Origin of the sequence: Actinomadura graeca (assembly GCF_019175365.1) — a bacterium.
Taxonomy (GTDB): domain Bacteria; phylum Actinomycetota; class Actinomycetes; order Streptosporangiales; family Streptosporangiaceae; genus Spirillospora; species Spirillospora graeca.
On sequence record NZ_CP059572.1, the window covers coordinates 8,816,492 to 8,843,368 of the forward strand.

24 protein-coding genes are annotated in these 26,877 nt (G+C 73.8%); 13 read left to right on the forward strand and 11 right to left on the reverse strand.

Features of this window, described 5'->3' with window-relative positions; translation table 11 throughout:
- Nucleotides 1–54 precede the first annotated feature (54 nt).
- On the forward strand, nucleotides 55–1,308 hold the full coding sequence (locus AGRA3207_RS38960; protein ID WP_231332364.1) for a cytochrome P450: 1,254 nt from the start codon (nucleotides 55–57) through the stop codon (nucleotides 1,306–1,308).
- A 104-nt stretch (nucleotides 1,309–1,412) separates the two neighbouring features.
- Here the strand turns inward: AGRA3207_RS38960 and ccrA are convergent, their stop codons facing one another.
- Complete coding sequence (gene ccrA / locus AGRA3207_RS38965) at nucleotides 1,413–2,768, reverse strand: crotonyl-CoA carboxylase/reductase (protein ID WP_231332365.1); 1,356 nt, start codon at nucleotides 2,766–2,768, stop codon at nucleotides 1,413–1,415.
- A gap of 194 nt (nucleotides 2,769–2,962) precedes the next feature.
- On the opposite strand from ccrA, the gene AGRA3207_RS38970 reads away from it, so the two are divergent.
- Both AGRA3207_RS38970 and AGRA3207_RS38975 read left to right on the forward strand, forming a co-directional pair.
- A complete protein-coding gene (locus AGRA3207_RS38970; RefSeq protein WP_231332366.1) occupies nucleotides 2,963–3,973 on the forward strand; it encodes a 3-oxoacyl-ACP synthase III family protein in 1,011 nt (336 codons plus the stop codon).
- Nucleotides 3,973–4,833, forward strand: coding sequence for a 3-hydroxybutyryl-CoA dehydrogenase (locus AGRA3207_RS38975; RefSeq protein ID WP_273699981.1), 861 nt, complete (start codon nucleotides 3,973–3,975; stop codon nucleotides 4,831–4,833). The genes AGRA3207_RS38970 and AGRA3207_RS38975 overlap by 1 nt, the downstream gene beginning before the upstream one ends.
- A 10-nt stretch (nucleotides 4,834–4,843) precedes the next feature.
- Here AGRA3207_RS38975 and AGRA3207_RS38980 read toward each other — a convergent pair whose 3' ends face one another.
- Together AGRA3207_RS38980 and AGRA3207_RS38985 are read right to left on the reverse strand one after the other, a co-directional pair.
- Entirely contained in the window at nucleotides 4,844–7,462 is a 2,619-nt protein-coding gene (locus AGRA3207_RS38980; RefSeq protein ID WP_231332368.1) for a type I polyketide synthase, read from the reverse strand.
- Between the two features lie 76 nt (nucleotides 7,463–7,538).
- Nucleotides 7,539–8,456 carry an alpha/beta fold hydrolase gene (locus tag AGRA3207_RS38985; RefSeq protein WP_231332369.1) on the reverse strand — a complete coding sequence of 306 codons (918 nt, stop codon included), beginning with the start codon at nucleotides 8,454–8,456 and terminating at the stop codon, nucleotides 7,539–7,541.
- 150 nt (nucleotides 8,457–8,606) lie between these two features.
- Between AGRA3207_RS38985 and AGRA3207_RS38990 the strand changes: the two genes are divergently transcribed.
- Nucleotides 8,607–9,296 carry a TetR/AcrR family transcriptional regulator gene (locus AGRA3207_RS38990; RefSeq protein WP_231332370.1) on the forward strand — a complete coding sequence of 230 codons (690 nt, stop codon included), beginning with the start codon at nucleotides 8,607–8,609 and terminating at the stop codon, nucleotides 9,294–9,296.
- Nucleotides 9,297–9,309: 13 nt separating this feature from the next.
- Here AGRA3207_RS38990 and AGRA3207_RS38995 read toward each other — a convergent pair whose 3' ends face one another.
- The gene (locus tag AGRA3207_RS38995; protein WP_231332371.1) at nucleotides 9,310–10,062 is read right to left on the reverse strand and encodes a thioesterase II family protein; all 753 of its coding nucleotides are present in this window, start codon (nucleotides 10,060–10,062) and stop codon (nucleotides 9,310–9,312) included.
- 112 nt (nucleotides 10,063–10,174) lie between these two features.
- Nucleotides 10,175–11,488, reverse strand: coding sequence for an activator-dependent family glycosyltransferase (locus AGRA3207_RS39000; protein WP_231332372.1), 1,314 nt, complete (start codon nucleotides 11,486–11,488; stop codon nucleotides 10,175–10,177).
- Between the two features lie 262 nt (nucleotides 11,489–11,750).
- On the opposite strand from AGRA3207_RS39000, the gene AGRA3207_RS39005 reads away from it, so the two are divergent.
- The 4 genes from AGRA3207_RS39005 to AGRA3207_RS39020 are packed head-to-tail and all read left to right on the forward strand — an operon-like array spanning nucleotide 11,751 to nucleotide 16,342.
- On the forward strand, nucleotides 11,751–12,659 hold the full coding sequence (locus tag AGRA3207_RS39005) for a putative sugar O-methyltransferase (RefSeq protein WP_231332373.1): 909 nt from the start codon (nucleotides 11,751–11,753) through the stop codon (nucleotides 12,657–12,659).
- Nucleotides 12,656–13,666 carry an NAD-dependent epimerase/dehydratase family protein gene (locus AGRA3207_RS39010; protein WP_231332374.1) on the forward strand — a complete coding sequence of 337 codons (1,011 nt, stop codon included), beginning with the start codon at nucleotides 12,656–12,658 and terminating at the stop codon, nucleotides 13,664–13,666. The genes AGRA3207_RS39005 and AGRA3207_RS39010 overlap by 4 nt, the downstream gene beginning before the upstream one ends.
- Entirely contained in the window at nucleotides 13,650–14,954 is a 1,305-nt protein-coding gene (gene rfbH / locus AGRA3207_RS39015; protein ID WP_231332375.1) for a lipopolysaccharide biosynthesis protein RfbH, read from the forward strand. The genes AGRA3207_RS39010 and rfbH overlap by 17 nt, the downstream gene beginning before the upstream one ends.
- A complete protein-coding gene (locus tag AGRA3207_RS39020) occupies nucleotides 14,951–16,342 on the forward strand; it encodes an NDP-hexose 2,3-dehydratase family protein (protein WP_231332376.1) in 1,392 nt (463 codons plus the stop codon). Before rfbH ends, AGRA3207_RS39020 begins: the two co-directional genes overlap by 4 nt.
- Nucleotides 16,343–16,419: 77 nt before the next feature.
- Here the strand turns inward: AGRA3207_RS39020 and AGRA3207_RS39025 are convergent, their stop codons facing one another.
- From AGRA3207_RS39025 to AGRA3207_RS39040, 4 genes are read right to left on the reverse strand one after another with little or no spacing between them, the layout of a single operon-like run.
- Entirely contained in the window at nucleotides 16,420–17,418 is a 999-nt protein-coding gene (locus AGRA3207_RS39025; RefSeq protein ID WP_231332377.1) for a Gfo/Idh/MocA family protein, read from the reverse strand.
- Nucleotides 17,408–18,415: a dTDP-glucose 4,6-dehydratase gene (rfbB, locus tag AGRA3207_RS39030; protein WP_231332378.1), complete on the reverse strand. Its 1,008-nt coding sequence runs from the start codon at nucleotides 18,413–18,415 to the stop codon at nucleotides 17,408–17,410. Before rfbB ends, AGRA3207_RS39025 begins: the two co-directional genes overlap by 11 nt.
- Nucleotides 18,412–19,320: a glucose-1-phosphate thymidylyltransferase RfbA gene (gene rfbA / locus AGRA3207_RS39035; protein ID WP_231332379.1), complete on the reverse strand. Its 909-nt coding sequence runs from the start codon at nucleotides 19,318–19,320 to the stop codon at nucleotides 18,412–18,414. The genes rfbB and rfbA overlap by 4 nt, the downstream gene beginning before the upstream one ends.
- A gap of 47 nt (nucleotides 19,321–19,367) precedes the next feature.
- Nucleotides 19,368–19,742: an acyl carrier protein gene (locus tag AGRA3207_RS39040; protein WP_231332380.1), complete on the reverse strand. Its 375-nt coding sequence runs from the start codon at nucleotides 19,740–19,742 to the stop codon at nucleotides 19,368–19,370.
- Between the two features lie 291 nt (nucleotides 19,743–20,033).
- On the opposite strand from AGRA3207_RS39040, the gene AGRA3207_RS39045 reads away from it, so the two are divergent.
- The 5 genes from AGRA3207_RS39045 (at nucleotide 20,034) to AGRA3207_RS39065 (ending at nucleotide 25,098) form a co-directional block, all read left to right on the forward strand.
- Complete coding sequence (locus tag AGRA3207_RS39045) at nucleotides 20,034–20,720, forward strand: TetR/AcrR family transcriptional regulator (RefSeq protein ID WP_231332381.1); 687 nt, start codon at nucleotides 20,034–20,036, stop codon at nucleotides 20,718–20,720.
- Nucleotides 20,720–21,667 carry an ABC transporter ATP-binding protein gene (locus tag AGRA3207_RS39050; RefSeq protein WP_231332382.1) on the forward strand — a complete coding sequence of 316 codons (948 nt, stop codon included), beginning with the start codon at nucleotides 20,720–20,722 and terminating at the stop codon, nucleotides 21,665–21,667. Before AGRA3207_RS39045 ends, AGRA3207_RS39050 begins: the two co-directional genes overlap by 1 nt.
- A complete protein-coding gene (locus AGRA3207_RS39055; protein WP_231332383.1) occupies nucleotides 21,664–23,259 on the forward strand; it encodes an ABC transporter permease in 1,596 nt (531 codons plus the stop codon). Before AGRA3207_RS39050 ends, AGRA3207_RS39055 begins: the two co-directional genes overlap by 4 nt.
- A 131-nt stretch (nucleotides 23,260–23,390) precedes the next feature.
- Complete coding sequence (locus AGRA3207_RS39060; protein WP_231332384.1) at nucleotides 23,391–24,659, forward strand: cytochrome P450 family protein; 1,269 nt, start codon at nucleotides 23,391–23,393, stop codon at nucleotides 24,657–24,659.
- Nucleotides 24,660–24,888: 229 nt separating this feature from the next.
- Nucleotides 24,889–25,098: a DUF5988 family protein gene (locus AGRA3207_RS39065; RefSeq protein WP_231332385.1), complete on the forward strand. Its 210-nt coding sequence runs from the start codon at nucleotides 24,889–24,891 to the stop codon at nucleotides 25,096–25,098.
- Nucleotides 25,099–25,172: 74 nt separating this feature from the next.
- Here AGRA3207_RS39065 and AGRA3207_RS39070 read toward each other — a convergent pair whose 3' ends face one another.
- Both AGRA3207_RS39070 and AGRA3207_RS39075 read right to left on the reverse strand, forming a co-directional pair.
- On the reverse strand, nucleotides 25,173–25,499 hold the full coding sequence (locus AGRA3207_RS39070; protein WP_231332386.1) for a hypothetical protein: 327 nt from the start codon (nucleotides 25,497–25,499) through the stop codon (nucleotides 25,173–25,175).
- 63 nt (nucleotides 25,500–25,562) lie between these two features.
- Nucleotides 25,563–26,873, reverse strand: coding sequence for a salicylate synthase (locus AGRA3207_RS39075; RefSeq protein ID WP_231332387.1), 1,311 nt, complete (start codon nucleotides 26,871–26,873; stop codon nucleotides 25,563–25,565).
- Nucleotides 26,874–26,877 lie beyond the last annotated feature (4 nt).

Here is a 26,877-nt window from a genome sequence, read left to right on the forward strand (position 1 = left end):
CGCTTAAGCGCGGCTCGAAAGGCTCGAACATCCCCTGGCTGAATCGAGGCTTTCGTGGCAATTCCTCCCAGCGCGGCCGCCGTCGACCAGACCCCCGACCTCCTCGACCCCGCCTTCTGGTCGCGGCCGCACGACGAGCGCGCGGGCATCTTCGAGAGGCTGCGCGGGCTGCCGCGGCCCGAGTTCGTCCGCCAGCAGATCCCCGGGCTGGGGCCGACCTTCGGGTACTACGCGCTCGTCAAGCACGCCGACATCGTCGAGGTGAGCCGCCGTCCGAGGGACTTCTCCTCGGAGGGGGCGACCAGCATCGTCGGGCTCCCCCCGGAGCTGCACGAGTTCTACGGCTCGATGATCAATATGGACAACCCCGAGCACGCCCGGCTGCGGCGCATCGTCGCGCGCGCGTTCGGGCACGGGACGGTCGCCGGGTTCGAGTCGGCGGCGGACCGGATCGCCCGCCGCATCGTCGCCGAGCTGGCCGAGCGGGGGCCCGGCGACTTCGTGCGGGACGTCGCGGCGGAGATGCCGATCGCCGTGCTCAGCGAGATGATGGGCGTCCCGCCCGAGGACTACGAGTTCCTCTACACGCGGTCCAACCGGGTCGTCGGCCCCTTCGACCCCGACTACGTCGCTGAGGGGGAGGACCCCGCCGCCGTGGTGATGGACGCGTCGCGGGAGCTCGGGGACTACATCACCCGCCTCGGCCGGGAGCGTGCCGCCCACCCGCGGGACGACCTGATCACCAAGCTGGTGCGGGCCCGGGTGGACGGGGAGAGCCTCACCCGGCAGGAACTGGTCTCCTTCTTCATCCTCCTCGTCATCGCCGGCATGGAGACCACCCGCAACGCGATCTCCCACGCGCTCGTCCTGCTGACCCGCCACCCCGGGCAGCGTGCGCTGCTGCTGTCGGACTACTCCGCGCACGCGGCCGGAGCCGCCGACGAGGTCCTCCGACTCGCCACCCCCATCAACTGGATGCGCCGGATCGCCACCCGCGACTGCGAGATGAACGGGCACCGGTTCCGTCGGGGCGACAGGATGTTCCTCTTCTACTGGTCCGCGAACCGGGACGAGGAGGTCTTCGACGACCCGTACCGCTTCGACCTCACGCGGAGCCCCAACCCGCACCTGGCGTTCGGGTCGCTCGGGCCGCACTTCTGCCTGGGCGCCCACCTCGCCCGGATGGAGATGACCGTCCTCTACCGGGAGCTGCTCCGGACCCTGCCGGAGATCCGGGCGGAGGGGGAGCCCCGGCGGCTGGAGTCGAGCTTTCTGGAGGGCATCAAGTCCCTCAAGTGCACCTTCTGAGCGACCCCCCGGTTGCCGGGGGCTTCGCCTGCCCGCCCAAGCCGAGAAGCCCAAGCAGAAAGCCCGGTCCGTCATCCGGACCGGGCTTTCGGCTTCGACCGGGCTTAGTCGATCGACGCCTGCGCCTGGCCGAAGGGGAGCAGGGGGTTCAGCCGGTCCTCGCCGATGCGGTCGCGGAGCGCGGGATCGGTGACCCCGAGTCCCGGCCCGGGCGCGAGGCACAGCACGCCGACCTTGCCGATGTGCCGGTTCCGCTGCACCAGCCGGGCCGCCTCGGGGACCTCCGACAGGGGGTACAGCGCCGACAGCGCCGGCATGATCCGGCCCATCGCGATCAGGCGGTTGCACTCCCACTGCTCCTGGAGGTTCGCGACATGGCTGCCGATCACGCGCTTCAGCTTCATCCACAGGTAGCGGTTGTCGAACCGGTGCAGGTGGCCGGTGCTGGACCCGCAGGTCACGACCGCGCCGCCGCGCCGGACGACGAAGACCGACACGCCGAACGTCGCCTGGCCGACGTGCTCGAAGACCACGTGGGGGTCCTCACCGACCTCGGCGCGCACGATGCGGCCCAGCCGCTTGCCGATCTCGATGGCCCGCTCGGGCGTGGTGTCGCCGTCCCCGTCCAGGCCGATCTCCCGGCGGTCGATGACGAGGTCGCAGCCGAGCGCCTCGACGGCCCGCGCCTTCTCCGGCGACCCGACGACGCCCACCGCGATGCCGCCGCCGTTGCGCACGAACTGGACCGCGTAGGAGCCGAGGCCGCCCGCGGCGCCCCAGATCAGCACCACGTCGCCCTGCTTGATCCGGGCGCCGCGGTCGCTGACGAGCATCCGGTAGGCGGTGCCCGCGCACAGCGTGTTGCAGGCGGCCTCCTCCCAGGTCAGGTGGGCGGGCTTGGGGATCAGCTGGCTCGCGCGCACCAGCGTGTAGTGGGCCAGCCCGCCGAAGTTGGTCTCGAATCCCCAGGCGCGCTGCTCCGAGCCGAGCATGGCGTCCGCGTGGGACGCCGGCTCCTGGTCGTCGACCTGCGCGGGGCTGATCACCACGTGGTCCCCGACCCGCCAGTGCCGCACCCCGGACCCGGCGCGCACGACGACGCCGGCGCCGTCCGAGCCGACGACCTGGTGGGGCAGGTCGTGCCGGCCGGCCCAGCCGCCCTGCCGGGCGTACTGCTCCAGGAAGCGGAACGTCGGGACCGGCTCGAACATCGCCGACCACACCGTGTTGTAGTTGATCGCGCTGGCCATCACCGCGACGAGCACCTCGTCCGGCGCCGGCTCGGGCATCGGCACCCGGCCCACCCGCAAGGATTTGCGGACGTCCTTGTCCGACACCCCGGTGAACATGCCGGCGTCCTCGGCCCTGATGTGCGCGGCGACATAGTCGTCCGGGAGCCGCGTGCGTTCCAGTTCCGCCGGGGCGGCTCCCGCCACGACCGCTTCCGACAACAAGTCCATGGTCACCCTCCCGCCGTTGCCGGCGTGGCGGAAATGCATATGTCGAGACGAATTCTAATAATGGCGAACTGTGTCGGCCACCCCTAGCCGCCCGCCCCTGCCCCCTGGCCGGATGAAATGCGGGAAGTAGGGGTTGTTGTGCTCTTTCCTATGCCGAGTATTGACGGGAAGGGTTCTTTGAGAGGTTGTGACTGATGGTCGACTCATCCATCGGGATTCTGGCGACCGGATCCTGTCTTCCCGAACGAGCGGTCTCAAGTGCGGAGGTGGCGCGCCGGGTGGGCGTCGACCCGGAATGGATCGAACGCAAGACCCAGATCGCCTCGCGGCGCTACGCGGCGCCGGACGAGGCGACCTCCGACCTCGCCGCCGGGGCGGCCCGGGACGCCCTGGCGAGGAGCGGCGTCACCGCCGACCGGATCGGCTACCTCATCGTCTCCACCTCCACCGGCGACTCCCCGCAGCCGCCCACCTCGTACCTGGTGCAGGAGGGCCTCGGCGCGGACGGCGCTGCATGCTTCGACATCAACGTGGTGTGCAGCGGGTTCGTGTACGGCCTGGCGCTCGCCCGGAGCCTGATCGCGCTCGATCCGGGCGCGTACGCGCTGGTGGTGGCGGCGGACGTGTACTCGCGCATCCTCGACTTCGACGACCGCCGCACGGCGGTGCTGCTCGGTGACGGCGCCGGGGCGGCCGTGGTGGGCCCGGTCCCCGCGCCGTCCGGCTTCCTCGGCTTCGACCTCACCTCCCACGGCTACGCGAACCAGCTGATCAGGGTCGAGGCGGGCGGCAGCCGGGTGCCCGTCTCGCACGAGACGGTGGACGCGGGCGGCCACTTCTTCCGGATGGACGGCAGGGGCGTCCGGGACTTCGTCATGGAGAAGGTCCCGCCCGCGCTGAAGGTCCTGGTGGACCGCGCGGGGTTCACCCTCGACCAGATCGACCACCTGGTGCCGCATCAGGCGAACGGGGTGCTGCTGTCGCAGCTGGTCGACCAGTGCGGCCTCGGCGGCGCGCGGACGCACCGCACGCTGGAGAGGTACGGCAACATCGGCAGCGCCTCGGTGCCCGTCGCGCTGGACGACGCCGCCGCCGCGGGCCGGCTCCACGACGGTGACCTGGTCCTGCTCGCCGGGTTCGGCGGCGGCATGTCGATCGGCGCGTGCCTGCTGCGCTGGGCCGGGACCGCGGGAGGGGAGGCGTGATGGCCGGGATCGAGCGGGTCGGGGTCGTCGGGTGCGGGGTGATGGGCTCGGGGATCGCCGAGGTGTGCGCCAGGGCCGGCCTCGACACCGTGGTCGTCGCCTCCGGCCCGGGCTCGGTGGAACCCGGCAGGCGCCGGCTGCTCACCTCGCTCGACCGCGGCGTGCGCAAGGGGCGCCTGACCGAGGACGAGCGGGACGCCGCGGCGGGACGCGTCACCGTGACCGCCGACCTGGACGAGCTGGCCGGCCGCCAGCTGGTCTTCGAGGCCGTCCCCGAGCACGAGCCCACCAAGGCCGACCTGTTCGGCCTGCTGGACAAGATCGTCATCGATCCCGAGGCCGTCTTCGCCTCCAACACCTCCTCGATCCCGATCATCAGGCTCGCGCGGGCGACCACCCGCCCCGGGCAGGTGGTCGGCGTGCACTTCTTCAGCCCGGTGCCCGTCCTGCCGCTGGCCGAGCTGATCGCGTCGCTGCTGACCGCCGAGCGCACCCGGGCCCGCACCGAGGAGTTCGTCACCGGCACGCTCGGCAAGCAGGTCATCAGCTCGCCCGACCGGGCGGGGTTCGTGGTGAACGCGCTGCTGATCCCCTACCTGCTCTCGGCGATCAGGATGGTGGAGTCCGGCTTCGCCTCGGCGGAGGTCGTCGACGCCGGCATGGTCCTCGGCTGCTCCCACCCGCTGGGGCCGCTGAAGCTCGCCGACCTCATCGGCCTGGACACGATCGCCGCCGTCGCGCGGGCCCTCTACGAGGAGTTCAAGGAGCCGCAGTACACGCCGCCGCCGCTGCTGCTGCGCATGGTCGACGGCGGGCTCCTCGGGAAGAAGACCGGGCGCGGCTTCCACGCCTACGGGTAACGGGCCCCGCCTACGGCCGGCGGGCCACGTCCTTCCGCCGCGTCCGCCAGCCGGCCAGTGCCGGGAGCACCGCCGCCAGGTGCTCCCGCAGGTCGTCCGGCACGCCGAGGACCGCCGTCAGGGCGGCCGGGTCCTCACGCTCGACCGCGTCCCAGAACCCGGCGTCGCCCGGGTCCTCCTCGGCCGGCCCCTGGGGGCCTGCCTCTTCCTGCCATTCCTCGTGCAGCCAGTAGGGCCGCTCCTGGAACGCGTAGGTGGGCAGCGCGACCCTGCGGGGGAGCGGGCGGCCGCCGAACAGCTCGGCCCACGCGATGGCCGTGCCGGTGACGTGCAGCCCGGCCAGGGCCTCGACCAGCGCCGCCACCTCGTCCCGCCCGTCCCCGAGGACGGCCACCGTGCGGGAGGGGTCCGGTCCGTCCCCGAAGGAGCCGGGGCCGAGGTCCAGGTAGCGGTCGGACGGCTCATCCACCGGAAATGTGACGACGGGCACGCGCGCCGACCGCGGGCCGGTCGCGCCGCCCGCCTCCTCGTTCACCTCGTCACCCGTGTCATCGCCGGGACGCGGTTCGCCGGACACCAGCCGGCAGGCGTCGGCGAGATCCAGGCCCTGCGCGACGTGCGCGGCGGCGAACTCTCCGACCCCGCGTCCCGCCACGGCGTCCGGCCGCGCCCCCAGCGACTCCAGCAGCCGCGCGAGCGCCACCTGCACGGCGAACGTCACCTCCTGCCGGAGGCGCGGCCCGTCCGGCGGCCCGTCCGGACCGAGGAGCGCCGCGGCCTCCAGAGCCGGGTCCAGCAGCGCGCACACCTCGTCGAACGCCGCCGCGAACACGGGGAAGGCGCCGTAGAGGGCCCCTCCCGCGCCTGGGCGCCGGGCGGTCCCATCGCCGAAGAGCCACACGTCCCTGCCGGCCGCGGCCTTCGCCGGGGCGGTGCGGAACACCCCGGGACGATCCTGCCCGGCCGCGACGGCCCGCAGCCCCGCCAGGAGCGAGTCGCGGTCCTCGCCCACCACCACCGCCCGGTGCTCGAACACCGGCCGTGTCGCCGCGAGGGACCACGCCACGTCGGCGTCCGGGACGTCCGGACCGGCCGCCGCCACGTGGGCCGCCAAAGCGGCGGCCTGGGCCGGCAGCGCCTCCGGGCTCCGCGCCGACACCGTCCACGGCACCGCCCGGGCGGGTCCCCGCGTCTGCGGGACGTCCGCCGCGACCGGGTCCTCCGGCGCCGGGGGCTCCTCCAGGATCAGGTGCGCGTTCGTCCCCGACGCGCCGAACGACGAGACGCCCGCCCTGCGCGGGCCGTCGCCGCCCGTCCACCGGACGGGCTCGGTGAGGAGCCGCAGCGCGCCCGACCGCCAGTCCGCCAGCGGTGTCGGCCGGTCGACGTGCAGGGTCGCCGGGAGCAGCCCGTGGCGCATCGCCATCACCATCTTGATCAGGCCCGCCGCGCCCGAGGCGCCCTGGGTGTGCCCCGTGTTGGACTTGACCGACCCGAGCCACAGCGGCCGGTCCGCGGGGCGGCCCCGCCCGTACGCCGACAGCAGGGCCTGGACCTCGATGGCGTCGCCGAGGGGCGTGCCGGTGCCGTGCGCCTCGACGGCGTCCACCTCGTCCGGCGACAGGCCCGCGGAGGCCAGCGCCCGCCGGATCACCTCCTGCTGGGAGGGGCCGTTCGGCGCGGCCAGCCCGTAGGTGGCGCCGTCCTGGTTGACCGCCGACCCCCGGATCACCGCCAGCACGGGATGCCCCTCGCGCAGCGCGTCGGACAGCCGTTCCAGCAGGACGAGCCCGACGCCCTCCGCGAGGCCCATGCCGTCGGCGGCCGCCGCGAACGCCTTGCAGCGCCCGTCCGGCGCCAGCCCGCCCTGCTGCGCGAACGACGCGAACACGCCCGGGGTGGCCATCACCGTCCCGCCGCCCGCCAGGGCCAGCGTGCACTCGCCCTGGCGGAGGGCCTGGCAGGCGAGGTGGACGGCCACCAGCGCCGACGAGCACGCGGTGTCGAGGGTCATCGCCGGGCCCTCCAGGCCGAGGGTGGCGGAGAGGCGCCCGGCGACGAGGCCGCCGGAGGTGCCGTCGCCCAGATGGGCGAGCAGCTCCGCCGGCAGCCGCTCGGGCCGGGTGGCGTAGTCGCGGGCCGTGGTGCCCACGTACACGCCGGTGGGCGTGCCGTGGAGCGCCCGCGGGTCCAGGGTGCCGCTCTCCAGGGCCTCCCAGGCGAGGTGCAGGAGGATCCGCTGGAGGGGTTCGATCGCCGCCGCCTCGGCCGGGTCGACGCCGAAGAACTCCGCGTCGAACCCGGCGGCGTCGATGAACCCGCCGACCCGGGCGAACGGGGCGGGGGCCTGCGCGCCGGGGCCGCCGCCGTCCCGCCGCGCGGACATCAGGTCCCAGGCCCGGTCCCAGCCGCGGCCGGACGGGAAGCCGGTGACACCGTCCCGCTGCTCGGCGACCAGGTCCCACAGCTGGGCCGGTGACCGCACCCCGCCCGGGAAGCGGCAGGCCATCGACACGATCGCGATGGGCTCGCGCGCCCTCTCCTCGGACTCCCGCAGCCGCCTCCGGGTCTCGTGGAGTTCGGCGGTGGTCCACTTGAGGTAGTCGACGAGCTTCTGTTCGTCCGTCACGGCCTGCTCCTGCTTCGTCTCGGGCCCGGCCGGGACGGCGGAGCGCCGGCCGGGAACGGGTTCGTCCGCGGGCGGTTCACCCCGCCGCCGGCGCGGTCCCGCGCGCCAGCCCGAGCAGGTCGCGCGCGAGCTCGCCCGGGCGGTCGGCGTGCAGGTGGTGATCGGCGCCCAGATACCACTTGACGGTCGGGCGGCACAGCAGCCGCTCCGCCCGGTCCACCGCGTCCCGGTAGTGCCGCTCCCACCAGGGCCGGGTGCCGGGGAGCGCCGGGACCAGCAGGACCGGGACGGCGACGCCGGGCAGGTGGCGCGCCGGCGAGTCGTTGACGATGCTGCGGACGATCGACAGGCACTGCGGCTCCGACAGGCGCGGCGTCAGGACGCCGTCCGGCCCGGCCCGCATGTCCCGCAGGCGGGCCTCGATCGCCGTCTCGGACCACTCCGGGTGGAGTCCGCGCAGGTAGCCGCGCATCTGGTCGACGGACACGGGTGCGCTCACCGACTTCCGCATGGCCTCCCGGAACTCCTTCTCCAGGGAGTCGTACGGTGCGTCGGGGTCGAACTCGAACTCCCTGGCGAACGCGAACGCGAACTCGAACCAGCCGCCGTCGACGAGGGCCAGACCCTCGACCAGGGACGGGTGCTCGTCGGCCAGCCGCACCCCGATGTGCCCTCCCCAGGAGTGGCCCGCCACCAGCATCCCGTCCAGCCCGAGGGCCGTCACCGCCGCGGCCACGTCCGCGACGGCCGTGGCGGTGTCGTAGCCGCCCTCGGGGACGTCGGACTCGCCGTGGCCGCGCAGGTCGACCGCGTACACCGGGTGCCCCGCGTCCGCGAGCCGCTCCGCGACCTCGTCCCACAGCCGGGCGTTGGACATCAGCCCGTGCAGCAGCAGGAAGGGCCGCCCGCCCGCGGCCGGCAGGTGCCTGACGTGCAGCCTCACCCCGTCCGCCACCGGGACGGAGAGGCCGGCCGGATGCCGCGTCGTCGTCATTCCAGGAGGATCACCCGGTCCCGGGCGGCCCGGCAAGCCCCGGCCGACCCCTAGCGGGGCCCCTAACCTGGGCCGCGGTTCCCGCCGCGGCGCCTAGAGTGGTCTCCTGTCCGGACGAGAAGCTTCCTGCACACGTGTACAGATGGAGACATGACGTCATATTCGATGGACGGCCTGGCCGCCGAGGACCTGACGGCACGCGCCCGCATCAGGGACGCGGCGCTGCGCCTGTTCGCCGACCGCGGCGTCGACCGGGTGTCGGTCCGTGACATCGCCAAGGCCGCCGGGGTGTCGTCCGGCCTGATCAGGCACCATTTCGGCTCGAAGGACGGCCTCCGCGACGCGTGCGACGCGCACGCCGTCGACCGGCTCACGCGCATCAGCAGCGCGGCGGCCCGGGGCACGATGACCGATCCGGGGCTCCGCCCGGCGCTGGAGTCGATGGACGTGCTGCACCGCTACCTGGGGCGCTCGATGATCGACGGCTCACCGACCGCCGGGGCGGCGTTCCTGCGCGCGGTCGACCTCGCCGAGGCGTGGCTGCGGGAGCAGGAGCCGGGGCAGTACGGGGACGTGCGCGCCCTGGCGGCCGTGCTCGTGGGGGCGAACGTCGGCGTGCTGGTGATGCGGGACCTGGTCGTGCGGGCGCTGGAGAACGGCGGCGCCGACGCCGGGGCGGGCGCCCGGGACGGCGCCGGCTCCGGGGCGGACGCGGCCGGCGCGGACGCGCGGATCCGCCAGGGCCTGGTGGACATGTTCGCCAGCCGCCTGATCGGCCCCGACCTGACCACCCACATCCGGGACGCGTTCGACCGGATGGGCGCCGAGCCGGGCGGCTAGGGGCCCGTCCGCGTCACCCGGCGAGGTCGTCGGCGAGCGCCTGGATGACCTCGGGCGCGCGGTCGGTGAGGTAGAAGTGGCCACCGGGAAAGACCCGCATGTCGAACGGGCCGGTGGTGTGGTCGGCCCAGGACTTGGCCTCGTCCACCGTCACCTGGGGGTCGCTGTCGCCGACGTAGGCGACGACCGGGCAGCGCAGCGACCGCCCGGGCCCGGGACGGTAGGTCTCCACGGCCCGGTAGTCGTTGCGCACCGCGGGCAGGATCATCTCCAGCGTCTCGGGATCGCCGAGCAGGTCCGACTGCGTGCCGCTGAGCCGCCGCAGCTCCGCGACGACGCCCCGGTCGTCCAGCCGGTGCACCGAGCCCTCCCTGTGCCGGGACGGCGCGCGCCGTCCGGAGACGACCAGCCGGGTCAGCGGTTCCGCGCCGGACTCCTCCAGCCGCAGGGCGACCTCGTAGGCCAGGACCGCGCCCATGCTGTGGCCGAAGAACGCCAGCGGGCGGCCGTCCGCCGGGCCCAGCGCACCGGTGATCGCGTCCGCCAGGTCGGGGATGTTGTCGATGCTGGGCTCGGACCGGCGGTCCTGCCGGCCCGGGTACTGCACCGCGCAGACCTCCGCCGTCGCCGACAGCCGCGCCGAGACCGGGAAGTAGAAGCTCGCCGAGCCCCCGGCGTGCGGGAAGCAGACGAGGCGGACCGCGCCGCTGGGCGCCTGGTGGTAACGGCGGATCCAGGCCGCCGAGACGGTGGACGGCTGTGTCATGGTGCTGTCGAGCCCTTCTGTCGGGACCGGCGCGCAGGCGTGCGCGGTCCGGTCAGCGCGCGTATAGGGGGACGAAGCCCTCAGGGCCGGTGCCGGGGACGTCCGCCCGTCGTCAATGGACCACCGCGTCGCGGCGCCCGTACTCGGCGGCCAGCGCCTCCAGGTCCCCGACCACCTCGGACGGGGCGGGCTGACGCAGGACCTCCTGCCGGAGGTTCTCGGCGCCCTCCCGGAAGGAGGGGTCGCCCAGCAGGCGCTCGAACGCCTCCCGGATCCGCGCTCCGGTGGCCTGCGCCGGGGGGATCGACAGGCCCGCCCCCGCCCGCTGGAGCGCCCTGGCCTTGATCGGGGCGTCCGGGAACAGGCTGACGATCAGCTGCGGCACCGCGTAGCGGAGCGACCCGTTGAACCCGCCCGGCCCGGCCTGGTGGAGCACGGCGGAACAGGTGGGCAGGAGGGCGTGCAGCGGGACGAACTCCACGACGCGGGTGTTCTCCGGGATCCGGTCGAGCTGGGCGCCGACCTCGTCCGGGAGGGTGACGATCAGCTCGATGTCGAGGCCGGCGAGCTCGTCCAGCGCGTCCTGGACCTGCGCGACGGACAGCACCCGCAGGTGCGCCTGCGTCCGGGACGACAGCCCGAAGGTCATCAGGACCCGGGGCGCCGCCGGGTCCGTCCAGACCCAGCGGGGGGTCTCCGACGGCCCGTTGTAGGGGATGTGGCGCATCGACAGGTAGCGCAGCCCGGTCTCCAGGCGGAACGACTCGGGGAGCTGGTCGATGGTGAAGTCCCCGGTGGTGAGCGTCTCGGAGTAGGGGAAGCGGTGCTTGGCGGCCCAGCCGCCGAGCCACTCCTCCATGGAGTCCGTGCGCTCGCCCTCCGGCTGCTCGGCCTTGAGCGCGAGGTAGCGGTTCCGGGTGCGCGCGTCGATGTCGTGGCTGAACAGGACGCGGCCGTGGGCGGCGCCGCACGCCGCGGCGGCGAGCGAGCCCGCGTAGCTGACGGCGTCCCAGAGGACGAGGTCGGGTCTCCACCAGCGGGCGAAGTCCACCAGCTCGTCGACCATCGAGTCGTTCATGATCTTGGCGGTGGGCACGACGAAGCCGTCGTAGCCCCATGCCAGCTCGTCCCAGTCGAGGTCGTCGGCGCGTTCCTGCCCGAGGTGGAGCTTCGACGGGATGGCCCGGGTCATCCACTGCTCGACCGACCGGAAGTCGCGCTCCCGCATCGAGCGCAGGGTCTTCTCCTGAAGGGTCTCGGCCGAGCCGACCGGCACCGCGGTCAGGCCGGAGCCGGTGATGGCGGGGGTCAGCTCCGGTGCGCTGGCGACGCGCACCTCGTGGCCCGCGGCGCGCAGCGCCCAGGCCAGCGGCACGCTGTTGAAGTAGTGGGTGTTCCCGGGGAACGACGTGAACAGGACACGCATAAAGGATCCGTTCCTGACTGGGCAAGACCGCGGCGTTGTCCCGGCACCTGCCGGCGGGCGTGTTCTCCGGCGAGCCTAGGTCCGGTCAAGGCGCCTTCCACACCCCTAGTTCCGGGAGCGCGGCCCGCCTGCGGTCCCGTTCCGGAATAGGGGCCCCTAACGTCCGGGAACGGCCACCGGATTTAGCCGGATTTTAGTGGCCGGGGCGAGAGTGAAAAAGACGGTCCAAGGGTTGGATCCTCCCACCGTGAAAGGTATCGAGATGGTACGTAATCTGCAGGCCAGTCCGCAGTGGGAGCATATTCAGGAGAGCTGGGTCACCGAGGACGCGGCCGCCGACCTGACGAGCTTCAAGTCCGACGACCGCAACTTCAACATCTCGCTGTGGAACCCGCACGCGAACGGGCCCCGCTACTTCAAGACGCTGGTGCACGAGCTGGCGACCCGGCTGGAGCCCGCCGACTGGGCGAGGCTCCGCAAGGTGGAGAACAGGGACGTGGGGGAGCCGCTCAGCGTGCGCCTCGACGGCGAGAGCGTCTGCCTAGACTACCTGCAGGCCGTGCTCGAGCTCGGCTTCATCGAACGGCAGGTCGACCTCGGCGGCGCCCGGGTCATGGAGATCGGCGCCGGGTACGGGCGGACCTGCCACACCGTCCTGGCGAACCACGACGTCGCCGAGTACTGGATCGTCGACCTCACCAACACGCTGCGGCTCAGCACGGCCTACCTCCGGGAGGTCCTGGACCCCGAGCGGTACGCCCGGGTGCGGTTCGTCGACGTCGAGGACATCGACGAGGTGGTGCGCGCGCCGCGTTTCGATCTGTGCGTCAATATCCACTCGTTCACCGAGATGACCCCGGAGACCGTCCGGGAGTACCTCGACCTGATCGACGAGAAGTGCGCCGCGTTCTATGTGAAGAACCCGGTCGGAAAGTTCCTCGACAAGCGTCTGGACGGCCATTTCAAAGGCGACGAGGCGGTGCAGATGGCGCTGCGGACCGGGCCGCTGAGGAAGGTGCTGGACATCTTCGACACCGAGGCCGTCGAGGCCGCCGTGCCGGACTTCGTGGGCGCCTACCGGCCGGGGGACGACTGGGTCTGCGCCGCGGACGCCAGGGGCGTCCCGTGGAGCTATTTCTGGCAGGCCCTCTACAAGAACGGGCGCACGTGACCCGACGGGCGCTGGAGGGGCGGCCGGTCGTCGTCCTCGGCGGGACCGGTTTCCTGGGACGCCACGTCTGCCGGGCCTTCGCGGCCGAGGGGGCGCGGGTCCTCCGGGTCTCCAGGGCCGCTCCCGCCGGCCCGGACGGCGACGGCTGCCGGACGCTGTCCCTGGACCTCGCCGGCGCCGGCCGGCGGGACCTCGCCCGGCTGCTCGCCGACGCGGGGGCGCAGGTGCTGGTGAACGCCTCCGGCGCGGTCTGGGCCGGATCGCCGGAGCGCATGGCCGCCCTCAACGCCGACCTGCCGGACCGGCTCGCCGGTGCCGTCGCCGATCTGCCGGCCGCGGACCGGCCGCGGCTCGTCCAGCTCGGCAGCGCCTACGAATACGGCCCCGCCCGGCACGGCACGCTGACCGGCGAGGACTGCGTCCCCGCCCCCGCGACCGTCTACGGGCGGACGAAGCTGCGCGGGTCCGAGGCCGTCCTCCGGGCGGTCAGGGAGGACGGCGCCGACGCGGTGGTGCTGCGCATCTCCGTGGCCTGCGGGCCCGGCGCCCCCGGCACCAGCCTGCCCGGCACGGTCGCCGGTCACCTGGCCGCCGGTCGCGGTGAGCTGCGGCTGGCGCCGCTGCGCGCGCACCGCGACCTGGTGGACGTGCGGGACGTCGCCGCCGCGGTGGTCGCGGCGGCGCGGGCCCCGGCCGACGCCGTCGCCTGCGGCGTCGTCAACATCGGCGGCGGGCGGGCCGTGCCCGTGCGCCGCCTGGTCGAGCTGATGATCTCGCTGAGCGGCCGTCCGGTGCGCGTCGTGGAGGAGGCGGACGCCCCGCGGACGCGCTCCGACTCGCCCTGGCAGCGGCTCGACATCTCCCGGGCGAGGCGGCGGCTGGGCTGGTCGCCGAGCCGGACGCTGGAGGAGTCGCTGCGCGACCTCCTCGCCGCCGCGGGCGTGCCCGCCGAACCCCGGGCCGCCGCCGCGGGCCCAGGAAGGACGGATCATGGACAGCCAGGCTGAGCGCATCCTCGACGAGGTCCGCAAGTACCACCACGACGTCCAGGACGCGCGCGGGTTCGTGCCCGGCGTGACCGAGATCTGGCCCTCCGGGGCGGTCTTGGACGAGGACGACCGCGTGGCGCTCGTCTCGGCGGCGCTGGACATGCGGATCGCCGCGGGCAAGCTGTCGCGGCGGTTCGAGCGGGACTTCGCCCGCAGGCTCGGGATGCGCAAGGCGCACCTGGCCAACTCGGGGTCGTCGGCCAACCTGCTGGCGGTCGCGGCGCTGACCTCGCCGCGGCTGGAGGACCGGCGGCTGCGGCCCGGCGACGAGGTGATCACCGTGGCGGCGGGGTTCCCCACCACCGTCAACCCGATCGCGCAGAACGGTCTCGTCCCGGTCTTCGTGGACGTGGACCTCGCCACCTACAACACCACCGCCGACCGCGTCGCCGCCGCGATCGGCCCGTCCACCCGCGCCATCATGATCGCGCACGCGCTGGGCAACCCGTTCGAGGCCGCCGAGATCGCCGAGCTCGCCGAGCAGCACGAGCTGCTGTTCATCGAGGACAACTGCGACGCGGTGGGCTCCACCTACGGCGGGCGGCTCACCGGCACGTTCGGGGACATGTCGACGGTGAGCTTCTACCCGGCCCACCACCTCACCATGGGGGAGGGCGGCTGCGTCCTGACCTCCAACCTCGCCCTCGCCCGGATCGTGGAGTCGATGCGGGACTGGGGCCGGGACTGCTGGTGCGAGCCGGGGGAGAGCGACACCTGCCGGAAGCGCTTCGGCTACCAGATGGGCACGCTGCCCGAGGGCTACGACCACAAGTACATCTTCTCCCACGTGGGCTACAACCTGAAGTCCACCGACCTGCAGGCCGCGCTCGGGCTGAGCCAGCTCGCCAAGCTCGACATGTTCTGCGCGGCGCGGCGGCGCAACTGGCGGCGGCTGCGGGAAGGGCTGGACGGCCTGCCGTGGCTGGTCCTGCCGGAGCCCACGCCCAACAGCGACCCCAGCTGGTTCGGGTTCGTGCTGACCGTGGACCCGGACGCGCCGTTCGGGCGCGCCGCGCTCGTGGACTTCCTGGAGGCGCGCCGGATCGGCACCCGCCGGCTGTTCGCGGGCAACCTCACCCGCCATCCCGCCTACATCGACCGTGAGCACCGGGTGTCCGGGGACCTGGCGAACTGCGACGTCGTCACCGACCACACCTTCTGGGTCGGCGTGTACCCGGGCCTGACCGACGAGATGATCGACTACGTCATCGCTTCCATTGCGGAGTTCGTGGAGACGCACCGATGAGCGACCGGACACTGACCCGCCCCCGCGCCGACGCCGGCCTGCCGGCGCGCCTCGCGCGATCCGCCGCCGCCCGCCACGGAGTGGCCGGGGGCGCCGACGACTTCCACACCTGGTTCGGCGAGCGGCGCGCCGCCACCCGCTTCGCGGTGGACCGCATCCGCTTCGACGACCTCGACGGCTGGTCCTTCCACTCCGGGACGGGGAACCTGGTGCACCGCAGCGGCCGGTTCTTCTCGGTGGAGGGCCTGCGCGCGGGGATCGGAGACCCGGCCTCCGCGCGGTGGGAGCAGCCCGTCATCCACCAGCCCGAGATCGGCATCCTGGGCATCATCGCCCGGGAGCTGGACGGCGTCCTGCACTTCCTGATGCAGGCCAAGATGGAGCCGGGCAACCCGAACCTGCTGCAGCTGTCACCGACCGTGCAGGCCACCCGCAGCAACTACACCGGGGTGCACTGGGGCGCGGCCGTCCGCTACCTGGAGCACTTCGCCGACCCCGGGCGCGGCCGGGTGCTGTCCGACGTGCTCCAGTCCGAGCACGGCTCCTGGTTCTACCGCAAGCGCAACCGGAACATGATCGTCGAGGTGTTCGACGAGATCGCCCCGCATCCGGACTTCCGCTGGCTGACGCTCGGCCAGATCGCCGAGCTGACCCACCACGACCACCTGGTCAACATGGACGCGCGGTCCGTCCTCGCGGGCCTGCCCGTCGCGGGCACGCCGCGCGCCCTGCACGCCGACACCGACCTGTTGTCGTGGATCGCCGCGATGCGCTCCGCGCACACCGTCCGCACCGAGCGGCTCCGCCTGCCGGAGGTGTCCGGCTGGACGCGCGGCCCGTCGTCGATCGACCAGGCGGACGGCCGGTACTTCCGGGTCGTCGCGGTGGCGGTGCAGGCGGGCAACCGCGAGGTCGCCCAGTGGACGCAGCCGCTGTTCGAGCCGCGCGGCGAGGGGATCGTCGCGTTCCTGGCCCGCGAGATCGAGGGCGTCCCGCACGTGCTGGTGCAGGCCAGGCCCGAGCCCGGATTCCTGGACACGGTGGAGATCGGCCCGACCGTCCAGCACACGCCGTCGAACTCCGCGCACCTGCCGCCCGCGGAGCGGCCGCCGTTCCTGGACCTCGTGTCCGCGCCGGACCCCGCGCGCGTCCGCTACTCGGCGCTGCACTCGGAGGAGGGCGGCCGGTTCCTGAACGCGGTGAGCCGCTACCTGGTGATCCAGGCCGACGACGAGCAGGTGCCGCAGGTCCCGCCGTTCGGGTTCCGGTGGGTGTCGCACGGGCAGCTCTCCGAGCTGGCGCGCCACGGCCACTACGTCAGCGTCCAGGCCCGGACGCTGCTCACCTGCCTCAACGCGGCGACGGCCCTGGCGGGCCAGGCCCGGTGAGAGGGGGCACGTGACGGAAAGGACCGGGAGCCCCCCGGGCGAGGGGGGCTCCCGGTGCCTGCGGTGCGGTGTGCCGGTCAGAGCCCGAACCGCCGGGCCTTCTCCTCGACGGCGGTGACCAGGCGGGCCTGGTGCTCGCCGGCCTCGGCGAGGCCGTCCGCCCGGCCCGCCCGGCCCGAGCGGACGGCGCGGGCGAAGGCGGAGATCACGGTCGCGAACTGGTCGTCGGCGGGCAGCGTGATCTCCTCGCGGTGGTCCTGCCGCTCGACGCGGGCCACCGGCCGCAGGTCCGGGGGCGGGGTGAAGGCGCGGTCGAGGCCGAGCCGTCCCGTGCTCCCCGCGAACTCGCAGGTCGTCCGGTAGGAGTGCTCCATGCCGAAGTGGAGGTCGGCCGTCACGCCGCCGGGCGTGTGCGCCAGGATCCGCCCGGACGTCACCGCGCCCGTCCCGCGGTGGTGCCGCAGGACGGCGGCGGCGACCTCCAGGTCGGGGCCGAGGTAGTGCAGGGCCGCCCTGATCGGGTAGACGCCCATGTCGAGCAGGGCGCCGCCGCCGACGTCCGGCAGGTACCGGTTGTCGTCCTCCGGCAGCGGCGGGATGGTGAAGGCGCTGGAGAAGTCCCTCAGTTCCCCGATGGCGCCGTCGGCGAGCAGCTTGCGCGCGGCGGTGTGCTGCGCGTGGTGGGGGAACGCCATGTTCTCCATCAGCACGAGCCCGCGCGACCCGGCGTGGCGCAGGAGCCGCGCGGTGGTCGCGTGGTCGGCGGCCAGCGGCTTCTCCACCAGCACGTGCCTGCCCGCGTCGAGGGCCCGGCGGACCCACTCGGCGTGCAGCATCGACGGCAGCGGGACGTACACGGCCTCGATGCCGGACGAGGCGAGCAGCGACTCGTAGCCGAGGACGGCGGCGCAGCCGAACCGCCGGCCGGTCTCGGTGGCCTTGTCCCGGTCCCGGCTGGCCACCGCGACCAGCCGGGCGTCGGGGGAGGCGGCCAGGGCCGGCAGCATCCGCCGCCGGGCGAACGACGCGCAGCCCAGCACGCCGAACCGGACCGGGCCCGCGGCCTCAGACCGCATGGCCCGCCCCGGCCGGCGCGGCCGGCGCGCGCCGCTTGAGCGGCTCCCACCAGTCGCGGTTGCGCCGGTACCACTCGACGGTCTCGGCGAGCCCGCGCTCGAAGTCGTGCCGCGGCCGGTACCCCAGCTCGTCGCGCGCCTTGTCGTCGCGGATGGAGTAGCGCCGGTCGTGCCCCTTGCGGTCCGGGACGTGGCGGACCCGGCCCCAGTCGGCGCCGCAGGCGTCGAGCAGCATTTCGGTGAGCCGGGTGTTGGTCAGCTCCGTCCCGCCGCTGATGTTGTAGATCTCGCCCGGCCGCCCGAGGGCGCGCACCAGGTCCACGCCGGCGCAGTGGTCCTCGACGTGCAGCCAGTCGCGCCGGTTCGTCCCGTCGCCGTACAGCGGGACGTCGCCGCCGTCGAGGAGGTTGGTGACGAACAGCGGGATGACCTTCTCGGGGAACTGGCGCGGCCCGTAGTTGTTGGTGCAACGGGTGACCCGGACGTCCAGGCCGTGGGTGCGGTGGTAGGCCAGGGCGATGAGGTCCGAGGCGGCCTTGGACGCCGCGTACGGGGAGTTCGGGTCCAGCGGATCGGTCTCCGCCCGCGACCCCGACTCGACCGAGCCGTAGACCTCGTCGGTGGACACGTGCACGAAGGGCCCGGCGCCGTGCCGCAGCGCCGCGTCCAGCAGCGTCTGCGTGCCCTGGACGTTGGTGCGGACGAACTCCCCGGCGGCGGCGATCGAGCGGTCCACGTGCGACTCCGCCGCGAAGTGCACCACCTGGTCGGCGTCGGCCATCAGCGTGCCGACCAGGCCGGCGTCGCAGATGTCGCCGTACACGAACCGCAGCCGGGGGTCGGTGAGGTCGAGGTTGTCGACGGTCCCGGCGTAGGTGAGCCGGTCCAGCACGGTCACCCGCCCGATCTCCGGCCCCCCGGCCACGCCGGGGCCGAGGAGCATGCGCACGTACGCCGAGCCGATGAACCCGGCCGCGCCGGTGACGAGCAGGTTCATCGCCCGCCCCGGAGACGCGCGGACGCGGGGAGCCGCTCGTAGGCCCGGGCGCAGTCCATCACGTACCGCCCGTAGGGGGAGTTCGGCATCTCGGCGCCGAGCCGGTGGCACTCATCCGGGCCGATGAAGCCCATGTGCATGGCGACCTCCTCCACACAGCCGATCCGGGTGCCCTGGCGGCGCTGCACGTCCCGGACGAACAGGCCGGCCTCCAGGAGGGACTCGTGCGTGCCGGTGTCCAGCCAGGTGACGCCGCGGCCCATCCACATCAGGTCGGCCCGCCCCTGCTTCAGGTAGGCGCGCAGCACGTCGGTGATCTCCAGTTCGCCGCGGAGGGAGGGCGTGAGCCGCTTGGCGATGTCGACGACCTCGCCGTCGAAGAAGTACAGGCCCGGGATGGCCAGGTTGGAGCGGGGCCGCTCGGGTTTCTCCTCGATGGCGACCAGGCGCCCGGCCCGGTCCACCTCCGCGACGCCGAACTTCTGCGGATCGGAGACCTGGTGCGCGAACAGCACGCACCCGTTCAGCCGCTCCGCGCTGCTGCGCAGCATGGGCGGCAGGTCGGCCCCGTGGAAGAGGTTGTCGCCCAGGATGAGCGCGCAGTCCTCCCCGCCGATGTGGTCGGCGCCGACCCGGAACGCGTCGGCGATGCCGCGCGGCGCGTCCTGCGCCGCGTAGCGGATGGACATGCCCAGCCTGCCGCCGTCGCCGAACAGCCGCTGGAAGAGCTCCAGCTCCGTCGGGCGGGTGATGATCAGCACGTCCGAGATCCCGGCGAGCATCAGCACCGACAGCGGATAGTAGATCATCGGTTTGTCGTAGACCGGGGCAAGCTGCTTGGACCCGACCAGCGACACCGGCTGTAATCGGGTCCCGTTGCCGCCCGCGAGAATGATTCCCCTCATCTGCCTGCTCGCACTCCCCTCGGGGCCGCCGCCGGCGCGCCGCGGCCTCAGGCCACCGGCGCGTTGTCGAGTTCCTCGGCGAGGTAGCGGCCGAGGTCGGCGGGGGTGGGGTGCTCGACGATGGCGACCATGGGGATCTCCAGGCCGGTGATGTTCATCAGCGTCTTGGTCAGCTCCAGGGCGGTCAGCGAGTTGAGGCCGCTCTCCAGGAAGTTGCTGTCGTCGGCGATGTCCGCGCTGAGCACGGTGCCGGCGTTGGAGCGCACGATCTCCCGGAGCAGCCGCTCGCGTTCGGGGCCCTCGGCGGCGAGCAGCCGCGCGCGCTCGGCCTCGTGGGCCTCGTCCGGCGCCGCCGTCTCCGCGGCGGGCGCCCCCGCCTCGCCGCCCTGGTCCGTGGTGCCGTGCTGGCCGCTGTCATCCATGTTGTCGTCAGCCTTTCTCGCCCGTGACCGGGCCGGTCCGCATACGAACGACACAGTGTGACTGTGATGCTCGGCCGCGCGGCTTAAGCCCCGCTAGCGCCGCCCTTGGCCGCTCCGTCCCCCGCGCGCCTGCCCCCGGCGCGGGGTCCGCTCCGGCGCGGTGTCACGTTTCCGTAAGAGGTCCGTGGAACGGGGGAGCGGGCGTTGCACCTGACCGCACGCGAGTGTAGCTTTTCAACACGTCGAATAGTTTCCTACACAGTCGTGTAGCTCCCAAGGCCCGGTGATCGCATGTCCGGTGGACCGGCGTCGGAGGACCTGACCGCCCGCGCGCGGATCAGGGACGCGGCGTTGCGGCTGTTCGCCGACCGGGGCATCGACCGCGTGACCCTGCGGGACATCGCGCGGTCGGCGGGCGTCTCGGCGGGGCTGGTCCGGCACCACTTCGGGGCCAAGGCGGCGCTGCGCGACGCCTGCGACCTGTACGCGATCAAGCGGCTCATCCGCATCAAGGAGCAGGCCGTGGTGGAGGGGCGGATCGCCGACCCCGGCTTCCTCCCCGCCGTCAACCCGACGACGCTGCTGCTCCACCGCTACCTGGGCCGTTCGATGATGGACGGCTCCCCGGCGGCGGCGGAGCGGTTCGACCGCCTGGTGGACCTCACCCAGGAGTGGCTCGCCGCGAACCACGGCGGCCGCGCCGGGGACCTGCGGGCCCACGCCGCGGCCTTCGTGGGGATGCACGTCGGCCTGCTGGTGATGTACGACCACGTCCACCGGGCCCTGGGAACCGACCCCTCCAGTCCCGAGGGGAACCTGCGGCTGCGCAAGGGAGTGCTCGATCTGCACTCCGACCCGCTGCTCCCTCCCGAGGTGGCCGCCGAGGTGCGGGCGGCGTACGACCGCCTGCTGACAGAACACAGTCCCATCGCCGCGGATCCGCCCACGGCGGACGGCGTGGCCGAAGGAGAAGGGTGATGACCGAGTCGATCACAGTCGAGGGCCTGGTCAAAAGGTTCGGGCGAGCGCGTGCGCTGGACGGGCTGGACCTGTCGGTGCGCACGGGCGAGGCGCACGGCTTCCTCGGGCCGAACGGCGCCGGCAAGACCACCACACTGCGCGTCCTGCTCGGCCTGATGCGCGCGGACGGGGGGACCGCCACCCTCCTCGGCGGCGATCCGTGGACGGAGGCGACACGGCTGCAGCGCCGGCTGGCCTACGTGCCCGGCGACGTGACGCTGTGGCCCAACCTCAGCGGCGGCGAGGCCATCGACCTGCTCGGGCGGCTGCGCGGCGGGCTCGACAGGCAGCGGCGCGCGGACCTGCTGGAGCGCTTCGACCTCAACCCGCGCAAGAAGTGCCGGGCCTACTCCAAGGGCAACCGGCAGAAGGTGGCGCTGATCGCCGCGCTCGCCTCCGACGTCGAGCTGTTCATCCTCGACGAGCCCACCTCCGGCCTGGACCCGCTCATGGAGGAGCTCTTCCGCCAGGTCGTCCGGGAACGCCTGGACGAGGGGCGGACGGTGCTGCTGTCCAGCCACATCCTCTCCGAGGTGGAGGCGCTGTGCGAGCGCCTCACCATCATCCGCGCGGGCCGGACGGTGGAGACCGGGTCCCTCGCCGAGCTCCGCCACCTGACCCGCACCTCCATCGACGCCGAGCTGGCCGGCCCGGCGGAGGGCCTCGCCGGGCTGCAGGGCGTCCACGACGTGCGGACCGAGGACGGGCACGTCCACTTCGCCGTGGACAACACCCAGCTGGACGTGGCGCTGCGCCATCTCACGTCCATCGGCGTGCGCTCCCTGGTCAGCCGGCCGCCGACGCTGGAGGAGCTGTTCCTGCGGCACTACCGGTCGGACGACGCGGGCGGGACCGGCGACGCCGGCCGGTCCGCCGGGACGCCGAGGGCGGAGGCGTCGCGATGAGCGTCCCGGCCGGCACCGGCAAGCTCGTCCGGCTCATCCTGCGGCGGGACCGGTGGCTCCTGCCGCTGTGGCTGCTGCTCGCCCTCTTCCCGGTCTCCGCCGTGAACTCGCTGGGCGACCTGTACCCGACGGCCGCCGAGCGCCAGGACTTCGCCGCGGAGATGGAGGGCAACTCGGCGCTCATGGTGCTGTACGGCCGCCTCTACGGGTCGGACCTCGGCGAGCTGGCGGTCTGGCGGGCGGGCTTCATGCCGGTGTTCTTCGGGCTGCTCGCCCTCCTGTTCGTCATCCGGCACACGCGCACCGAGGAGGAGAGCGGCCGCCGCGAGCTGGTGGGCGCCGCCTCCGTCGACCGCCGGGCGCCGCTGGCCGCGGCGCTGGCCGTGGCGTTCCTGGTCGCCCTCGTCGCGATGGTGCTCGTCGGGACGACCGTCCAGGGCCAGGGCCTGCCCGCGGCGGGATCGTGGGCGTTCGGCGCGCAGTACCTCGTCGTGGGCGCGGTGTTCGCCGCGGTCGGGGGAGTGGCCGCCCAGCTGACCACCAGCGCCCTGACCGCGCGCGGCATCGCCGTGGCGGTCCTCGGCGTGTTCTTCGCGCTGCGCGGCGTGGGCGACTCCAGCGGCCAGCGGGGCGGCGCGGCGTCCTGGGTGTCGTGGACGTCGCCGTTCGGCTGGGCGAACCAGCTCCGCCCGTTCGACGGCGACCGCTGGTGGGTGCTCGCCGTGCCGCTCGCGGCCGTCGTGGTGCTGGTCGCCGCCGCCCACGTGCTGTCCGCGCGGCGCGACCTCGGCGCGGGGCTGCTGCCGGACCGCCTCGGCCCTCCCGAGGCGGCGCCGTCGCTGCGGTCCCCGCTGGCCCTCGCCTGGCGGATCCAGCGGGGTGCCCAGATCAGCTGGCTGGCCGGGTTCGCCGTCGCCGGGCTGGTGTACGGCGGGCTGGCCAAGACCGTCGCGGAGGGCCTGGAGGACAACCCGAACAAGAAGCTGGAGGACGCCCTGGCCCGGCTCGGCGGGCAGGGCGGGCTCATCGACACCTGGCTCGCGAGCATGCTGAACTTCATGGCGATCGCGGCCGCCGCGTACGCGATCCAGGCCGTCCTCAGGCTGCGGGCCGAGGAGACCTCGCTGCGCGCCGAGTCGCTCCTGGCCACCGGGGTCGCCCGGCTCCGCTGGGCGGCCGGGCACCTGGTGTTCGCTGTCGCCGGGCCGGTGGTCGTGCTGCTGGTCGCCGGCCTCGGCGCCGGGCTGGCCAGCGGCGACCCGGGCCGGCAGATCCCCCGGCTGCTGGGCGCCTCGGCGGCCCAGCTGCCCGCGGTCTGGGTGCTGGTCGCGGTGGGCCTCCTGGTCTTCGGCCGCCTTCCGCGGCTCTCGCCCATCGCCTGGGGCGCCCTCGGCGTGTGCGTGATGCTCGGCCAGGTCGGCGCGCTGCTGGAGCTCAGCCAGTGGGTGCTGGACGTCTCGCCCTTCACCCACACGCCCAAGCTGCCGGGCGGCGACCCGTCGGTGACGCCGCTGGTCTCGCTGACCGCGGTCGCCCTGGCGGTCGGCGCGGCCGGCCTGGCCGCCCTCCGCCGCCGCGACCTCCCCGCCTGACCCCTACCGGCCCCTACGCGTCCCGCCCCCTCCCGCGGCGGGGGCGGACGTAGGGGGCGGCTCCGGGTTGTCGCGCCCCACGGTGCGTGTGAGCGTGGGACGACACGACGGGCGCTACCGAGGAGCGGTTCATGGCCAGGGCGGAATCGGGCACGGCCGATGTTCTGAACATGAAGGACGAGAGCATGCTCGCGGATCCGTTCGCCGCCTACGGCCGGATCCGCGAGCAGGCCCCGCTGGTCCGCGCCGCGATGCCCGGCGTGGAGCCGTACTGGATCGTCACGCGCTACGACGACGTGAAGCAGGTCCTGGGCGACGCGCGGTTCGTGTCGAGCGTCGACAACGTCCCGGACCTGGAGGTCCCGGACCGGATGGAGCAGTTCCAGATCTCCCGGGGCATCCCGCCGGAGTTCCTGGAGTACCTGCGGACGAGCATGGCGCGCCTGGACGGCGACGACCACCTGAGGCAGCGCAGGCTGGCGGCGCACGTCTTCACCGCACGCCGCATGATCGCCTTACGCCCGCGGGTCGAGGAGATGGTCGGGGACCTCCTGGACCGGCTCCCCGGGATGGCCCGGGACGGGGTCGTCGACCTGGTCGCGCACTTCGCGCTGCCCCTGCCGCTCGCGGTGATCTTCGAGCTGGTCGGCGTGCCCGAGCCGGACCGCCCGCGCTTCCTCGCCACCATCTGGCAGTGGATGATCGCGGCCGGCTCGGGGAAGGGCGGCGCGTCGCCGTCGGGGCCCGGCGACGTGCACGGGTTCATCCTCGACCTCGTCGAGCGCCGCCGCGCCGATCCCGGCACGGACCTGATCTCCTCGCTGATCCGCGTCCGGGACGACGACGAGCGCCGCGTCGGCGACACCGAGCTGGTGTGGCTGATCATGAGCCTGCTGATCGCGGGCCACGAGACGACGGCCAACCTCATCGGCAACTCGGTCGCGGCCCTGCTCACCCATCCCGACCAGCTCGGCCTGCTCCGGCGGCGGCCGGAGCTCATGCCGAAGGCCGTCAACGAGCTGGTGCGCTGGTGCAGCCCCGTCGTGACCGCCCCGCACCGGTACGCGACCGAGGACATCGAGGTCGGCGGCGTCCTGGTGCGCAAGGGGGAGTCGGTGATGGTCGTGTTCGCCGGCGCGAACCACGACCCCCGTGCGTTCGACGCCCCGGAGCGGCTCGACCTCGACCGGGAGGCGACGCCCGGCCGCGCCCACCTCGGCTTCGGGCACGGGCTGCGCCACTGCCCCGGCGCCGCGCTTGGCCGGATGGAGGCGGAGGTCGCCTTGGAGGCGCTGCTGCGCCGCTTCCCCGATCTCGCGCTCGCCGCCGACCCGGCCGAGCTCCGGCACGCCCGGATCCCGGGCCTGTGGAAGCTGCTCGCGCTCCCCGTCACCCTGTGAGCGCCGGGGACGCGGCACCCCTGCGACGGCCGGCCCGCCACCCCTGCCCTTCGGCGCCGACCCCTAATTGCGGCCTTCGCGGCACCCGTTCCTCTAGGGGTGGCCCTGAACGGCGGCGCGGATATGCTTGATGGTATATGAACCGTTCGGCGGCAGGAGGATTTCCATGCCCGGGAAAGTCAGCGGAAAAATGGGCTTACCTGAAACCGGCGGCGGCCGCGGGGGAACTGTGAACCGGTCCGTCGACATCCTCCTCGAAGGCGGTCCCGGGGGGATCCCACGCCGGCTCCGGGTCGCCCTCGACGAGATCGAGGACGGCCGCATCAAGATCGACCACCGCGGCGGCAGGGAGCACTTCGAGCGAGTCGACGGGTCACCCGGCCCGGACGCCGCGCAGGCCGTCTTCCGCTGGACCCAGCGCACCCGGATCGCCGAATAGCGATTCGACGCGCTTGTCACCGCCGTTTCCGCCGGGCATCCGCCTGGCCGCCCGCCGTGAAACGGCCGCGCGTTTCACCGCGCCCCGGTGTTGGTGGTGTCGTCCCCGGTGGAAATGATTCCGGAATTGTCGCCGCCGATCGCGACCGACCTTTCCCCCGATGCCTGCACCCGCGCGGCGGCGGACCCGCCCGCGGAGGGCTCCGCGCGGTCCCGGGCGCCGCGCCGCTCGACGATCAGCCCGCGCACCGCCAGGGCCAGCCCCGCGATCCCGACCACGGCGCCCACGACGCCCACCGTGTCGACCGGGCGGAGACCCCGCACGGCGAAGTAGACGGCCAGGACCGCCACGGCCGCCACCGCGACCAGGCCCCCGGCCCAGATCACTCCACGTCCCGTCATCCGTCCATCATCGGGCACCCGGCCCCGGGGCGCCCAGGCCGGAAGAGGACGCGACCGTTTCCGTCAGGGGAGCGGGACGACGTGGGGGGCGATGCTGGCGAGCTTCTCGCAGGTCTCCTCGTACTCGCGGTCGGGCGTCGAGCCGCTGACGATCCCGGCGCCGGCGCGGAGCCAGGCCCGGCCGTCCTCCTTATAGAGGGCGCGCAGGACGAGGGCGGAGTCGAAGGAGCCGTCGTGGGACAGGGCCGCGACGGCGCCGGCGTAGAGGCCGCGCGGCTCGTCCAGGCGGGTGACGGCCTCGATCGCCTCGGGTTTCGGGATGCCGGACGCGGTGACGCCGGGGAAGAGCGCGTCGAGGGCGTCCCACGCGGTCCGGCCTGGGGCGAGGGTGCCGCTGACGCTGGAGCCGAGGTGCTGGACGCTGCCGCGTTCCTTGACGGTCATGAACCCGGTCACCCGGACGGTGTCGCGTGCGCAGATCCCGTACAGCTCGTCCTGTGAGGTGCGGACCGAGACGGCGTGCTCGAAGATCTCCTTGGGGTCGGTCTCCAGCTCGTGGCGGGTGCGGGCGTCGGTGTCGCGGCCGAGGCCGAAGGCGCGGGTGCCCGCGAGCGGCTGCGTCATGACGCGGCCGGCGGCGTCCACGCTCGCGAGGACCTCGGGGCTGAAGCCGGTGGCCTGGAAGCCGGCGAGGTCCAGCAGGAACGAGCGTGCCGGGTTGTTGGCGGCCCGCCCGCGCACGTAGGTCGCGACGACGTCGACGGGGAAGGGGACGTCGAGGCGGCGGGACACGATGATCTTCTGGTAGGCGCCGGCCTCGATGTCCGCCACGGCCCGCGCGACCCGCGGCTTGTACTCCGCGGCGCCGACCCGGACGTCGACCGGGGCGGGCTCGGCGGGGGCCGCGGCGCCGGTGCCGGCGATGAGCCCGGCGAGCCGCCCGGCCTCGCCGGGGCCGGCGGCGGTCACGCGCGCCAGTCCGTCCGCGACGCGCACCTCGGCGCGGGGGACGACCAGGTGGGCGAGCCGCCCGGCGGGACGGGGCGCGGCGAACTCGAACGCGATCCAGCCGTAGGCGTTCCACACCGGCAGGGGAGAGGCGGCGAACGCCTCCCGCAGGACGTCGGCGGGCCGTCCCGACCAGGGTGCGCTCGCCGTGCCGGTGTCCGGCCAGCGCGTGCGGACCTCGCCGGCGTCGAGCACCACCTCGCCGAGCACGCCGCCCGCGAAGGTGTAGGAGCCCGGCCGCTCGTAGACGACGTAGTCGTCGTACAGCCCCGATCCCGCCAGGCGGGCCATGAGCGCGAGGGGGTCGGACGTGCACTCCGCCACGATCTCCGTGGAGGTCTGATCGATGCTGAGACCGGAGGACAAGGCA